Raw genomic sequence first — 13,640 nt, 5'->3', positions numbered from 1 at the left:
TGGTCGGCGATGCAGGATTTGAACCTGCGACCCCTTGGACCCAAACCAAGTGCGCTACCAAGCTGCGCTAATCGCCGACATTTGTTATTTCAGAGTTTCTCTTGCGAGCCCCTCGTTGACAACGGGGTGCATAATAGTGATTTGCCCGGATGAGGTCAAACATTTTTTTTAGAAATCATGTCAACTGACTATTTTTACTGCAAAACGTTTAATTAATATAACAAAACGATTGGTTTTCCAGCAATTTCTTTAGCTTCAGTGGTAATAAAGGCGCCCGGCGACGGATCCAGCTTGGCTATTCAGGGGATTTTTGAGAAAATAGTGACGGCTTTTTGAGTTTTGTCCTATCATGCTTAGTGCTGATTTCAATAACTCATATGCCACTAATAAATAGAGTACCCCCTTTAATACACTCTATAATCGTTCAAGTAATTAACCCTTAAATTTAAAGGTCAGTCATGACGGCAAACATCATCGACGGTAAAGTCATTGCGAAACAAGTTCGCAGTACCGTAGCCAACCGCGTTGCAGCGCGGATCAATCAGGGGCTCAGAGCACCAGGACTAGCAGTTGTACTGGTTGGCCAGGACCCCGCCAGCCAGGTATATGTCGGCTCAAAGCGTAAGGCGTGTGAGGAAGTCGGCTTCGTATCTAAGTCATATGATCTACCTGCAGACACAAGTGAGGAGCAATTGCTGGAGTTGGTGGACACGCTCAATCAGGATCCAAGCGTTGACGGTATCCTAGTCCAGTTACCTTTACCAGAGGGGCTAGATGCAGAGAAAGTGCTGGAGCGTATCCATCCACACAAAGATGTTGATGGTTTCCACCCTTATAACGTCGGACGCCTGGCACAACGTATGCCAGCACTGCGCCCGTGCACACCCAAAGGGATCATTACCTTACTCGATTCAACCGGCGTAAGGTATAAAGGTATGCATGCCGTTGTTGTGGGTGCATCTAATATTGTTGGTCGCCCAATGTCACTCGAGTTGCTGCTCGCTGGCTGTACGACAACCGTTTGTCACAAATTTACCCAAGATCTTGAAGCGCATGTGCGCCGCGCCGATCTACTGGTCGTTGCCGTTGGTAAACCGGAATTTATTCCGGGTGACTGGATTAAAGAAGGTGCCATGGTCATCGATGTCGGCATTAACCGACTAGAGTCTGGCAAGCTGGTCGGCGATGTACAATATGATGTTGCCGAGCAACGTGCCAGCTTCATCACGCCAGTACCCGGTGGTGTTGGACCAATGACAGTTGCAAGTCTGATTGAGAACACACTCGAAGCCTGCGAAAACTATCATAGTTAAAGTCTTCAAAGCAGGTGCACACTGCGCCTGCTGCTCCTCTCTTTTCTCTTTATCTCAATCGCGAACAAAATCTGGCATGTTCTCAAATATGAGCTAGTATTGTGCGGCTATTGCTATCATATTAAGGATCATGATGACAGCGTTCACCCAACCGCAATTAAAAGCCTATTCTCTGCAACGGTATACCCCGGGCACATTGAGTGATGCAGACAAGCTCAGACTGGGCCAGTTTCGGAGCACAATATGGCGCGAGCAAGGACAAACGGTCCATCATTGTACGACACCCGATTCCTGGCTTGAGGGCGCAGATGATAAAGCATATATCTGGCTGGCAAAACATCAGGGCAATATTATCGCAACAGCCAGAATGAACCTGTGTACGGATCTGGCTCATTTACCGGAGCAACAACTTTACCAATCGCTGAGCAGCCAATTGACTACCCCATTGGCCACCTGGGGAAGACTTGCCGTCGCTACGCAGTGGCGAAGCCAAGGGTTAGCGACCCAGCTCATTAAGGCACGCTTGCAGCTGGCTAAAGAGCTGGGTTGCAGATATCTTGTGCTAGATTGCCCTGTTTCACGGGTTGCAGCGATGCAGGTGCACCACTTTGAGGTGCTGCTGCCGCCTCAGCCTGGTATTTTATTTCCCGACATACAATTTGTTGTCATGGGCCGCAAGCTTTAATTCATCAGCCAGATTGTTTCGGCGGGGCCAAAGAACTCACAACAAAGCTGTGAGGGTGTAAATCAGAAAAAGTGATCACATCACCCAGGCTAAGCACGGTATCTACTTCAGGTGATATCTTGACCTGGTTTACAAATACGCCATTTTTACTGATGTCTTTGAGCATCCATTGCTCGCCTGTCCAGACAATCACAGCGTGGTGGCGCGAGATTTCTATCCCAAACACCTGAGTGTCGACCTCGTCCTGTGCTCGACCAAAACGGTGAAGGGGTTTAAGAAGGATGTGATCATTGGTTTGTGCTAATAAAAGATGTGCCATGCCTGTGCCTATCTGAGTGTCCTGACGTCGAATCTTGCAACAGTGCGTATCCCGGAAGAAGAAATACCCAACTGTTGGGCATGAGATTGTAATCGTTACTTAATAATGATGACATTACGCCACCTTACACCACACAAAGCTTTCGGTAATAACCATGTAAAGCTACTCAATACTGGCATCTGAACAGATATTATCTACAGTTAAAACAGGGTTCCCTCTGGAAATACAGCCGTGTCAGAAGTAGTTAAGGCAAATCAATGCAGGTGCCTGCATCGCGAGTATTCTGGTTGTACGCAAGTGTTACGCCTGCTGGTGTGGTTAAGCATTTTTATGAGTAGTCTAGTGCGTGCTGCAAGCCCGATACCAGTCACTATTTTGGCTGACGACAGCTATCCGCCCTACTCTTATGTTCAGGATGGTAAACTGGTCGGCATTTATCCGACGCTCATTCTGGAAGCCGCCAAGCTCATCAAAGAAGAATACCTAGTTGAGTTACGCCCTATTCCTTGGAAAAGAGGTGTTGCAGCGCTCGAACAGGGTGAAGCGTTCGCACTGATGCCGCCGTATATCCATCTTGATACACGCCCTTATATCTGGCCTTACTCGGTTGCACTGAAACAAGAAGAAGTCGTGGCGTTTTGCAACCCTGGCATCACTTTACAAAATATCATGCAACGTGATGGTGAGCTTGCGCCCATTAACATCGGGTTAAATGCAGGCTTTTTGATACTGGACGATGCGCTCAAAGAGGCAAGAAAAACCGGACGTATTATTGTCTGGGAAAACAAGAATACCCGCGCCAACATCATCAAGCTGTATAAAAAGCGAGTCGACTGCTACATCAACGACAGGCTCTCGACCTTGATTGGGATCAGCGATCTGCAAGACCAATTGCCCGGCTTAAGTGCCCAATCATTTGTTGAAGATCGCATAGTACTGAGCCGCAGCGCTCATATTGGCTACCTGAAGGGCTACGAAGGAAAATACCCGTACAAAGCTGACTTTATCGCAAAAATGGATGAGGCCTTAAATACGGTTTTACAAAAAGCGACCCACCCCTGACTAAATCGAGCGGAAGTTACCTTTGAGTAGCATCAAATTGCACAAAAAAGCAGCTAAGGCTGCCTTGATATATCTGTTCTAATGCTTACTCAGCAACAACCTGCCAGTCGATGCTGGCACCTGCTTTGATTGGCACAACCTGAGTGTCTCCGAGCGGATAAGATTCTGGCACTTGCCAGCTGCTTTTTTCCAGAGTGATGGTATCGGTATTGCGCGGCAATCCGTAAAAATCCGCACCAAAGTGACTGGCAAAGCCCTCAAGCTTATCCAGTGCGCCGGCTTCTTCAAACGCCTCTGCATACAACTCAATGGCGGCATGGGCGGTGTAAGCACCGGCACAACCACAGGCAGCTTCTTTTTTATCTTTGGCATGAGGAGCAGAGTCAGTACCCAGGAAGAACTTTTTGCTACCGCTGGTTGCCGCTCGCAATAATGCCTGCTGATGGGTATTACGCTTGAGAATTGGCAGGCAGTAGTAATGTGGACGAATACCACCGGCCAGCATGTGATTGCGATTATACAGCAAGTGGTGCGCAGTAATGGTAGCAGCAACATTGTCTGGTGCTGATTCAACGAACTCAACGGCATCTTGCGTGGTAATGTGCTCAAGCACGATTTTCAGCTTAGGAAACGCATCGACCACTTTTCTGAGCTTAGTATCGATAAACACCTTTTCACGGTCGAAAATATCTATCGAAGAATCGGTCACCTCACCATGCACCAGTAACAGCATACCGACTTCCTGCATCACTTCCAGGATTGGGTAGATGTTTTCAACGTCGGTTACACCGGAATCCGAATTGGTGGTTGCGCCCGCAGGATATAACTTCGCAGCGACAATATGGCCACTGGCCTGCGCCGCACGGATCTCTTCAGCACTGGTGTTGTCGGTCAAATACAATACCATTAAAGGCTCAAATTGCCCGTTTGGCTTTGCAGCAAGGATTCGCTCACGATATGCCAACGCACTTTGTGTACAAGTTGCCGGTGGCACCAGATTAGGCATAATGATGGCCCGCCCCATATAGCGACTGATATCGCGCACTGTATCAACGAGTACCGCACCATCGCGAAGATGCACATGCCAATCGTCCGGACGAGTGATTGTTAAGGTCTGTTTACTTGTCATTGCTCTTTCCCACTACTGAATTTGCCCGATCATAGGCTGAGCCAGCTAGTTAGTAAAGTTTTTAAGCCCAATCAGCCCCCTACTTGTACCCAAATATGTAGTAAAAGTGTCATCAGGTTTACAGCCAATAGCAATTTAATTGCAACATTGACTGTAACGCATCATTTAAGAGCGTTAACATAGTAGAAGATTAAGTAATCAGGCCTGTGTCATGCCAATACTGTCAGAAGCAAAACTAGAATCAAAAACCGAACAGTTAAGCATCATTAACCAGTTTTCATCGTCACTACTACAAATCACACATCTCGATGAACTCTTTGAGTATGTTACCAGTCAGGTTGTGAGCAAGCTGGGATTCGTGGATTGCGTTATTTATCTTAGTGATCCGGCAGGCCAGTTTCTCGATGTGGTCGCCAGTATGGGCGTGGCACACAAAGACATCAGCCACCAGGTAAGCCAACAGAAAATCCCCATTGCAGCGGGGATCACAGGACATGTTGCACGAACCAAACAACCGTTTATTTCTGGCAACGTGGCGCTGGAACCTATGTATATTGCCGATGCCCGGCCTGCGCTCTCAGAGCTGTGCGTACCCTTGGTATATGAAAATACATTGCTGGGTGTTATTGACTGTGAGCATCCGGAGGCGGATTACTTCACCCAGGCGCATTTGCAGATCCTCTCTACGGTGGCACATTTACTCAGCGCCAAAATCCATCAGGTTCGTACACTGGATCACCTCAAGGCAACGGTAGAGCAACTACACCAGGCACAACAACTGGAAACGTGCCTATTAAAAATCGCCAATATCACCTATCAGTCGCGTAATCTGGAAGCTTTTTATGATGAGCTTTATAGCATCATCTGCTCGCAGCTCCCGGCGGAGAACTGCTTTATTGGGCTGTACGATACCCAGCAGGATGTTCTGGAGATCGATTACCTGATAGAGGCAGGGGTGAAATGCAGCGCGCACCAGAAAGTCTCCAAAGAGCAAATAAAACACACGGCGTCCTATTATATTATCAAACAACAACAGCCTTTATTGTGCGACCACCAGCAATTTCTGACTCATATTAAGAAGCAAAACTTCAAAATGGTTGGCCGCTCGCCTCGCTCATGGCTTGGTGTACCCTTCGTTGTCAACGATCAGTATCAAGGCGTAGTGGTGCTGCAAAGCTACGACAACGACCGGGCTTTTAGTCAGCATCATAAAGCTATTTTGACCTACATCAGCCGCCAGCTTAGTATGGCCATAGACAGACGTCTTGCCCGTCAGGCACTGGAGCACCGGGCACTGCATGACGACCTGACAGGCCTGGCAAACCGCTATCTGATGCTGGAGCGCATTAAACACGCTATTTTATCGTTGGGTAGAAGTCAGCCTGAACGTCAGCACTGCCTGCTGTATCTTGATCTGGACCGATTCAAAAGCATTAATGACGCGCTGGGGCATGATGTTGGCGACCATTTTTTGGTGGCCATTGTTGGACTTATTAAGGCCAGTATCCGCAAAACAGATACCTTTGCGCGTCTGGGCGGCGATGAGTTCGCCATTTTTATGGAAAACATTAGCGACAAGCAACAAGTTGAACAGGCGCTGGTGCGGATCACCGGCGCCATTGCCAAGCCCATTCAAATCGATGGCCATTTGTTACAAGCCTCCAGCAGCATCGGGGTTGCGTTTACCTCCAGCGACTCAGACAATGCCATTACCCTACTTCAGCAAGCGGATGCCGCCATGTATGAAGCCAAATCAGCTGGACGCAGTCAGATCCGATATTTCAATAATGAAATGCGTAAAAAGCTCAAGCAACAAGCCGACATAGAAAACGACCTACAAAACGGCATTAAAAATGGTGAGTTTGAGCTGTATTATCAACCAATTTTTTCGCTAACTCAGCCCAGGGTGGTCAGCTTTGAGTCTCTGGTACGCTGGCATCACCCCAAAAATGGGCTGGTCACGCCAGATGACTTTATTCCCATCGCCGAGCAAACAGGCCAGATCATAGAACTTGATTTACATTTGCTTGAACTGGCGGCAAAACAAATTGCGCAGTGGCAGGATGCCGGGGCTGGCAATATCTGTCTGACGGTCAATGTGTCATCTCGCCATTTTGCTAGCCTGGAGTTTGTCGATCAAATAGCCTCCTTGTATCGCAACTATGGCTTAAGCCAGGGCGCGCTCAGCCTTGAAATTACAGAATCGGGTCTGATTGAAAACCTCAACCTGGCCACCAAAGTCATCAACGGCTTGTCTCCTTACGGCGTAAAACTCTACCTGGATGATTTTGGCACCGGCTACTCTGCGCTGGGATACCTGCATCAGCTACCCATCCACGTACTAAAAATCGATAAGAGTTTTATTAGTCAGTTAACAGATGAAGAAAACCCGCTGGTTGATGCCATTTTATCGCTGGCAAAATCCCTGGATCTGGAAGTAGTCGCCGAAGGCATAGAAACCTCGCAGCAGTTTCAGTTACTCAGCACCAAAGCGTGCCAGTATGGGCAAGGGTTTTTGGTTTCCCGCCCGCTAAAAGCAGCACAGGCTATGGCCTTTTTACAAACGGAGCAGATTAAACTCGCAACCGCCCCCACTTTGGCGTAATGCAAGTAGTTAAAGCGCATTAGCTTGCTCAGCTCAATGCGCTTGCCTTACAACTCCAGCTTAACTTCTTTAGCAGCCCAATTAAGAACTAACAGCGCGAGTAACCGAAGGTGCTCCATCACTTATACTCAGTCAAGCGGCTTTGCACCCAATCCACTGGTAAAGTGTAACTACTCACTCTATGTGCTAACTGTTTTGCGAAATACAGTAGATCAGCTTGTTCCCTGCAGCGCTCTCATCGAAGTTTCCAAGTTAACAGAACTAAACTTTTTGCCTCAGTAGCGCCTTGAGAACAACTTGAGTAAAATTAAATTGTAATTTTTTGAAAAAAAGTCAAATAAAGAATGACAACGCTGTCAAAAATAGTGCTATAGTAATTTTGTAAATATTTAGTCAATCGCTGCTGGATTTATAGACGTCTAGACGTTGAATAGCTAGGGTTCACAGCGTAATATGGGTGTAATCTGAGTTTTACTCACGTTTAGAATGAGATTTGTTGATGATGATAGATATAAAGCACTTAAAAACCATAGCGACCCTGAAAGAAACCGGATCACTGGTCAACACGGCGCGTGAGTTATTCCTAACTCAGTCAGCACTCTCTCACCAAATCAAAGATCTGGAAAATAAACTGGATTGTCAGTTATTTGAGCGCAAGACCCAGCCCGTGCGATTTACGCCCCAGGGTATGTTGTTGCTGGAGCTGGCCAATGATGTACTACCCAAAGTTGAAGCAACCAAGTGCCGCCTCAAAGAAAGCCTGAATCAACCCATCTCACACCTACGACTCAGTGTTGAATGCCACGCCTGTTTCCACTGGTTACTGCCAACCATTAAAGAGTTCAATAACTTCTGGCCTGACATCAAAGTCGATTACGAACGTGGCTTTAGCTACGATGCTATTCCGGAGTTGCTCAGTGATGAACTCGACCTGGTCCTGACTTCTGATATTCGCGAACCAGATCAGGTTGAGTATGCCCATATCTTCGACTTTAAACTGAAACTAATTGTCGCGCCAGATCACGAGCTGGCTAAAAAAGCCTATGTTACGGCACTTGATCTCAAAGACGAAACCATCATTTCTTATCCAATTCCTAAAGAGCGCCAGGATATATTTAAACACTTTATTCAAAATGCCCGCTTTGACGGCACACTGAAAACGGTCGATCAGGGGCTATTGATTTTTCAGTTGGTCAGTGCCGGAATGGGAGTTGCTGCGTTGCCTGACTGGCTGGTTACGCCCTACGAAAGTCAGGGACTGATCAAGTCCATCCCTCTGGGTGCGCTTGGTTTAAGCCGCCCTATGTACCTGGCAATGAAAAAGAACATGAAAGACAACCCGGTGTACAGGCACTTTCTAAACACCTGCAAGCAGTCTGTCGCACGCTAAGTTACAAATCTGTAGATTTACGTAACGCAATTGCCTGACAATAGGGGTAAACTAAGCGCAAACTAAGTAAACGGACAACTTGTGATGTTTGAGATGAAAAAGGTAATTGGCTCACTGTTAATGCCCTTACCGGTGACGCTACTACTGCTTGCGCTCTGCTTATTGTTTATTGCTAAAACACACCGTAAATCCTACCTGATGAGCTGGCTGCTCGTGGTAGGCCTGTGGGCTGTCAGCACACCTTTTGTTGCTGACAAACTGATAAGCCCTACAGAGGCGAAGTTGAGTCCATTGGCAGTGAACAAACATAAAGATATAAACTACATCGTTGTGCTCGGGTGTGGCCTGCACCCGGCTCCCCGGCTAACAGCTAATCTACAACTCTCTGGGTGCGCTCTGTCTCGCCTCACCGAGGGGCTCAGACTAATAAAGCGCTATCCAGAGGCTCAGCTGGTTGTCTCTGGCGCCGGATACAACAAAACGACCAGTAGTGCGCTGATGGCTAGCACCGCAATCTCACTGGGGGTTCCGACAGCTAAGATTATCCAAAATCCACAAGCCCGGGATACAGCCGAAGAAGCATTGTTGCTCGCAACCAGACTGGTTGACAGTAAAGTGGCACTGATCACCTCTGCCAGCCATATGGCACGCGCACAGGATTTATTTTCTGCTCAGGGCATAGATACCCTTGCAGCCCCTGTGCAGTTTTATAGCTATGCAAACTCACAGGGCTACCGACGCTTTATTGCCAGTGCATCCGTATTAAAAGCGGTAACCACCTACGCGCATGAAGCACTGGGGCAACAGTGGATTTTGCTACGTCGAATGTTAGACCCGCAGGCGCTCTAATACCCATGTCACTTAATAGCGGTTTAATTTGAAGGGGCAAATTGGTATAAATTAGTGCAAAAGTCGCACATAGCACACTCAAGCAGGTACTGATTTGCGATGAATCAGAGCTTAAAAACGCAAAAAATTGAAAAATACCTCAAAAATAGGTATAAATATCGTTTAATCTTAACCTGCGTATCCGCGTATAACACGACTGGGATTTACGATGAGTAAACTAGATAAAACTGAAGTTTTAAGTGCATTTGAAGCCGCATATGAAGCAGCCCACGGCAAAAAGCCAGAGATCACCACTAAGCCAGGCTGGTACAGCATTGACGGTGGTAAAAATATGCGTCTGGCAGATGTAGCAGCTTTGACCGAAGAGCTAACTTCAGGGACAGCCGCGACAGAACAACCTGCGCCAAAGAAAAAAGCAACAAAGAAGGCCGCAGCGCCTGCTGTTAAAAAAGCAGCGCCATTCACGGTTGTTAAAGCCAATGACGATGGCTATACCGCAGAAGAAGCTTGGATCATCGAGCTGGCTGAAAAGGACCATGACTGCCGCCTGCCGCGTGGCGTTGTCTAATTGCCTTTCATATGAGTCAGCACTCGCTGACTCATACACCTCCCAAAACATCGTAAATACAATCACCTACTATTAATACCAATTTCACTTAATACCTGTTCAATTTGACGGAGCAAATATGACGCTAACTGTGTTAAAAATTTCTCATTTAGAACCTTTACCTAAGGTATGAGTTCGCAAATTTTTGCCTGGTTATCGAACATATTTTCTCGCCTCAAAATAGAACACTTAATTAAGCAAATTGGTATAAAAACTTTTTCAATCATTGGTACTTTCGGCTATGCTTCTGTGCAATAAACAACCAAGCGAGCCTGTACAGTCATGCACTTACTCTATCGTTGCTACCACTTTGTTTTAAAATCGATAGTCAGATTTATCGGTATTCCGGAACCACAGTTATACCAAGGCACCCAGGGGCTGAAGGATGCTATAGCAGACCTGTCTTTACCCGATGATGCTCAGGTTCTGGTTGTTACAGATAAGGTGCTCAATGAGCGTGGCATAATCCAACCCGTACTTACCGCGCTTTACGCCCAAAACCTAAGCCCCGTAGTTTATGATCAGGTGCAGCCTAACCCGACAATCAAGAACATTGAACAGGGCTATCAGGTATACAACCAACACCACTGTGTGGCAATCGTGAGTGTTGGTGGTGGCTCTGTGCTGGATGCAGCAAAATTAATTGGTGCCCGTGTCGTCAAGCCAAAACGCGCAGTGGAGACGTTTTCAGGGCTTTTTAAGGTGCTTAAAACACTGCCACCAAACATTGCGATACCAACGACAGCCGGCACAGGCTCAGAAACCACGGTCGCGGCGGTATTTAACGATGAGAAACAGGGTAAAAAGCTCGCGGCAGCAGACTTTTGTCTGGTGCCACAACGTGCAGTTTTGCTCAGCCAGCTTACCACCTCGCTGCCTGGTGGGATCACAGCAACCACAGCCATCGATGCTCTGACACATGCCATTGAAGCGATTTTAAGCATTAACGCTACCAAGCTTACGAATGACAGAGCACTCGAAGCTTGTTCGCTGATATTTGCTCACTTACCCACGGCCTACCATAATGGTCAGGACCAAAAAGCGAGGGAAAAACTGCTCTATGCCTCCTTTCTAGCCGGACAGGCGTTCACCCGAACCTCCGTGGGTTATATTCATGCCATTTCGCATCAGCTTACAGCCAGGTACGGCACCCCGCACGGTCTGGCCAACGCCGTTTTGCTGTTGCCTGTTTTGCACTGGTACGGCAGCAGGATACACCGTCAATTAGCCATGATTGCCCGCCATTGCAGCCTGACCTCACTGGATTACCCCGTCGAACAACAAGCGCAGGATCTTATTGCCCATATTACCCAGCTACTGGCACAGCTAAATATTCAAACCCAACTCACTGAAGTACTGAGTGACGACATTCAGTCTCTGGCGGTCATGGCGCTCGATGAGGCACACCCCGATTACCCGGTGCCGCACTTTATGGCACTACCGGATTGCCAGAATATACTGACACAGATCCGGGCCTGCTCTTCATGACTCACGTGCAGGTATTGTAGTGAAACTGCTGACGGGTCACAGTCCCCCAATATGGATCCAGATAGGTATCTTCAGTCATCTTCGCTATACCAGCTGTCGCAATGGCGCGGCGCCAGAATTGCGTTGCATACTCAGCACCAGCGATCTGCTTAATGGTCCAAAATCCGGGCAATTTATCCCAGATAGCCCGGGCAAATCGGGCACCCAGCCCCGCTTTACGATAACGCGGCACAATGTAAAACTCACACACCTCAAACTCACTCTCTCCATGCCGCGATATCGCCGCCAACCCTACTGGCGTTTCACCGTCATACCAGAGATAACCTGTCACACTGCCTTCTAACACAGTATCCAGTGCAAACAGGCCATCAGTCCCAGGGGCTTTATCAGTCAGGACAGAAAATTCGGCTTCATAAGCCTGTGCCAGATTGAGATAAACAGGCAGATTGTTGGCATCAACGGGGGTAAGCATGAGGTACTTCCATTATTGAGTAATACACAAAAATAAGTGTACTACTCAATTAAGGAGGCAATATGCAAATAACCCCCAACTGACAAAAAGTGACTGAGATTAGGGGTATGGTACACCCGCTTCATCACTTTCCACTATGTCCTTTTCCAGTAATGCTTCAGCACGCCACTTTTGTATCGCCGGGCAGGCAAGGACTTTTTCCATATACGCTTTTTCCAAAGGACCTAACTCCACACCATAGCTGATAAAGCGCATCACAACAGGTGCAAACATCGCATCAACAATGCTCCAGCCGCCAAATAGCCACCCTTCCTGAGCGCCAAATTCTGTCAACTGCTGACGCCAGATCTGAGCAATACGCGCTATGTCTTTCTGGGCAGCTGGGGATAACTCTACACGCCGCTGTGCTCTGATATTCATTGGCATTTCAGCCCTGAGTGCCAAAAAGCCACTGTGCATTTGTGCACTCAACGCCCGCGCTCTGGCCCGTAATTTAGGGCAGCAAGGCCAAGCCTGTCCGCAAAGATAAGCTTCATTGATATATTCACAGATAGCCAAAGATTCCCAGACGACCAAATCACCATCCACTAGTAAAGGGACTTTCTGTGTGGGGCTGAGCTCAGACAAGACTTGATAGAAGGCGGGTGTTTCTAACTTGAGTGCCACCTCTTCAAAATTTAGTTTATACTTTTCAATAAGTAGCCAAGCTCTCAGCGACCAGGTAGAGTAATTTTTATTCCCGATATAGAGTTTCATAACGCGCCTCAGTTCAGTGATACATTTTTAGTTAGCATTACTTTAGGTTGCTTTATCAGCTCAAACCAGCGGATAATTCTGATATCAAACATCAACATTCCTTATAGATATGGATATAGACTCTCTGCGTAGTTTCATCGCCTGTGTCGAAAATGGCAGTTTTACCCGGGCTGCCAGCCAGCTGTATCGCACTCAATCGGCCATCAGCATGCAGATGAAAAAGCTCCAGCAGGAAGTAGGCAGGCCCTTGTTTGAAAAGTCCGGGCGAAAACTACATCTGACTCAGGATGGACACACTTTGATGCGCTACGCCCGACAGCTGGTGCGGTTACACGATGACACGCTGGCCCATATGCGGCGCAATGAGGGAACAACCTTACTCAGGCTTGGCTGCCCAGACGATTACGCCGATGCAATTTTGCCCAGGCTAGTAAGCCAACTGCATCGACATTGGCCAAATCTGGAACTGGACATTCACTGTATGTCCAGCAACCGGATCAAAGATGCGCTGGACCGGGGCGAGTTAGATTTAGCTGTGATCACCCGCAGTCCGGATTCTGAGGAAGGGGTATTACTCTATCATGATCAAGGCGTCTGGGTTGGCAGCTTCCACCCCGATCCCAGTTTGCCACTGGCCATATTCCAGCGAGACTGTCGTTTCCATCAGGCCGCCATCGAAGGATTAATGAAACAGGAGCGGCCATTTAAAGTAATCGCTAACTGCGGGAGTGCTTCTGCTTTGCGCGCTCTGGTTAAAGCGGGCTTGGCAGTGGGTGCTCTGGCGAAAAGTAGCGCACGGGGCCTGCCAATTATTAGCCGCTCGGATTTACCCGCCCTGCCGGCTATCGAAATAGTGCTGATCCGCAGTAACGCCGCTGCTAATCCGATTAGAGAAGAGGACTTACGCGCTATCTGTGATGCAACCGGTAACGCCATCGACCTCCCTGACTGAGCATATTCATAGT

The 13,640-nt window shown here is 47.8% G+C and carries 13 protein-coding genes and 1 tRNA gene; 9 read left to right on the top strand and 5 right to left on the bottom strand.

Annotated elements, in window-relative coordinates; translation table 11 throughout:
• Nucleotides 1–77: transfer RNA gene (locus TW77_RS19900), tRNA-Pro, on the bottom strand.
• 381 nt (nucleotides 78–458) lie between these two features.
• Between TW77_RS19900 and folD the strand changes: the two genes are divergently transcribed.
• Together folD and TW77_RS19890 are read left to right on the top strand one after the other, a co-directional pair.
• Entirely contained in the window at nucleotides 459–1,313 is an 855-nt protein-coding gene (gene folD / locus TW77_RS19895; RefSeq protein ID WP_046006717.1) for a bifunctional methylenetetrahydrofolate dehydrogenase/methenyltetrahydrofolate cyclohydrolase FolD, read from the top strand.
• A gap of 133 nt (nucleotides 1,314–1,446) precedes the next feature.
• Complete coding sequence (locus TW77_RS19890) at nucleotides 1,447–1,998, top strand: GNAT family N-acetyltransferase (RefSeq protein ID WP_046006716.1); 552 nt, start codon at nucleotides 1,447–1,449, stop codon at nucleotides 1,996–1,998.
• Nucleotides 1,999–2,002: 4 nt separating this feature from the next.
• Here TW77_RS19890 and TW77_RS19885 read toward each other — a convergent pair whose 3' ends face one another.
• Nucleotides 2,003–2,317, bottom strand: a complete 315-nt coding sequence (locus TW77_RS19885) for an FHA domain-containing protein (RefSeq protein ID WP_046006715.1) — start codon at nucleotides 2,315–2,317, stop codon at nucleotides 2,003–2,005.
• A 330-nt stretch (nucleotides 2,318–2,647) separates the two neighbouring features.
• Here TW77_RS19885 and TW77_RS19880 point away from each other — a divergent pair, with 330 nt between their 5' ends.
• Nucleotides 2,648–3,379 carry a substrate-binding periplasmic protein gene (locus TW77_RS19880; protein WP_071211956.1) on the top strand — a complete coding sequence of 244 codons (732 nt, stop codon included), beginning with the start codon at nucleotides 2,648–2,650 and terminating at the stop codon, nucleotides 3,377–3,379.
• Between the two features lie 85 nt (nucleotides 3,380–3,464).
• On the opposite strand, the gene pyrC is transcribed toward TW77_RS19880, so the two are convergent.
• Nucleotides 3,465–4,508, bottom strand: coding sequence for a dihydroorotase (pyrC, locus tag TW77_RS19875; protein WP_046006714.1), 1,044 nt, complete (start codon nucleotides 4,506–4,508; stop codon nucleotides 3,465–3,467).
• Nucleotides 4,509–4,719: 211 nt separating this feature from the next.
• Here pyrC and TW77_RS19870 point away from each other — a divergent pair, with 211 nt between their 5' ends.
• The 5 genes from TW77_RS19870 to TW77_RS19850 all read left to right on the top strand — a co-directional run bounded on the left by TW77_RS19870 (nucleotide 4,720) and on the right by TW77_RS19850 (nucleotide 11,447).
• Entirely contained in the window at nucleotides 4,720–7,113 is a 2,394-nt protein-coding gene (locus tag TW77_RS19870; RefSeq protein WP_205623891.1) for an EAL domain-containing protein, read from the top strand.
• 502 nt (nucleotides 7,114–7,615) lie between these two features.
• The gene (locus tag TW77_RS19865) at nucleotides 7,616–8,503 is read left to right on the top strand and encodes a LysR substrate-binding domain-containing protein (RefSeq protein WP_046006718.1); all 888 of its coding nucleotides are present in this window, start codon (nucleotides 7,616–7,618) and stop codon (nucleotides 8,501–8,503) included.
• 93 nt (nucleotides 8,504–8,596) lie between these two features.
• Nucleotides 8,597–9,352 carry a YdcF family protein gene (locus TW77_RS19860; RefSeq protein WP_240479523.1) on the top strand — a complete coding sequence of 252 codons (756 nt, stop codon included), beginning with the start codon at nucleotides 8,597–8,599 and terminating at the stop codon, nucleotides 9,350–9,352.
• A gap of 208 nt (nucleotides 9,353–9,560) precedes the next feature.
• Nucleotides 9,561–9,920 carry a hypothetical protein gene (locus TW77_RS19855; protein WP_046006712.1) on the top strand — a complete coding sequence of 120 codons (360 nt, stop codon included), beginning with the start codon at nucleotides 9,561–9,563 and terminating at the stop codon, nucleotides 9,918–9,920.
• Nucleotides 9,921–10,241: 321 nt separating this feature from the next.
• Nucleotides 10,242–11,447 (top strand): iron-containing alcohol dehydrogenase, encoded by a 1,206-nt coding sequence (locus TW77_RS19850; RefSeq protein ID WP_046006711.1) that lies wholly within the window; start codon nucleotides 10,242–10,244, stop codon nucleotides 11,445–11,447.
• A 1-nt stretch (nucleotide 11,448) separates the two neighbouring features.
• Here the strand turns inward: TW77_RS19850 and TW77_RS19845 are convergent, their stop codons facing one another.
• A complete protein-coding gene (locus tag TW77_RS19845; RefSeq protein ID WP_046006710.1) occupies nucleotides 11,449–11,919 on the bottom strand; it encodes a GNAT family N-acetyltransferase in 471 nt (156 codons plus the stop codon).
• A 99-nt stretch (nucleotides 11,920–12,018) separates the two neighbouring features.
• The gene (locus TW77_RS19840; RefSeq protein WP_046006709.1) at nucleotides 12,019–12,675 is read right to left on the bottom strand and encodes a glutathione S-transferase family protein; all 657 of its coding nucleotides are present in this window, start codon (nucleotides 12,673–12,675) and stop codon (nucleotides 12,019–12,021) included.
• A gap of 109 nt (nucleotides 12,676–12,784) precedes the next feature.
• Between TW77_RS19840 and TW77_RS19835 the strand changes: the two genes are divergently transcribed.
• The gene (locus TW77_RS19835) at nucleotides 12,785–13,627 is read left to right on the top strand and encodes a LysR family transcriptional regulator (RefSeq protein WP_046006708.1); all 843 of its coding nucleotides are present in this window, start codon (nucleotides 12,785–12,787) and stop codon (nucleotides 13,625–13,627) included.
• The last annotated feature ends 13 nt before the right edge of the window (nucleotides 13,628–13,640 follow it).

This window comes from Pseudoalteromonas rubra (assembly GCF_000967655.1).
GTDB classification, from domain to species: domain Bacteria; phylum Pseudomonadota; class Gammaproteobacteria; order Enterobacterales; family Alteromonadaceae; genus Pseudoalteromonas; species Pseudoalteromonas rubra_A.
The sequence above is the reverse complement of the archived record's forward strand: the minus strand, read 5'-3'. Positions and strand labels throughout refer to the sequence as shown.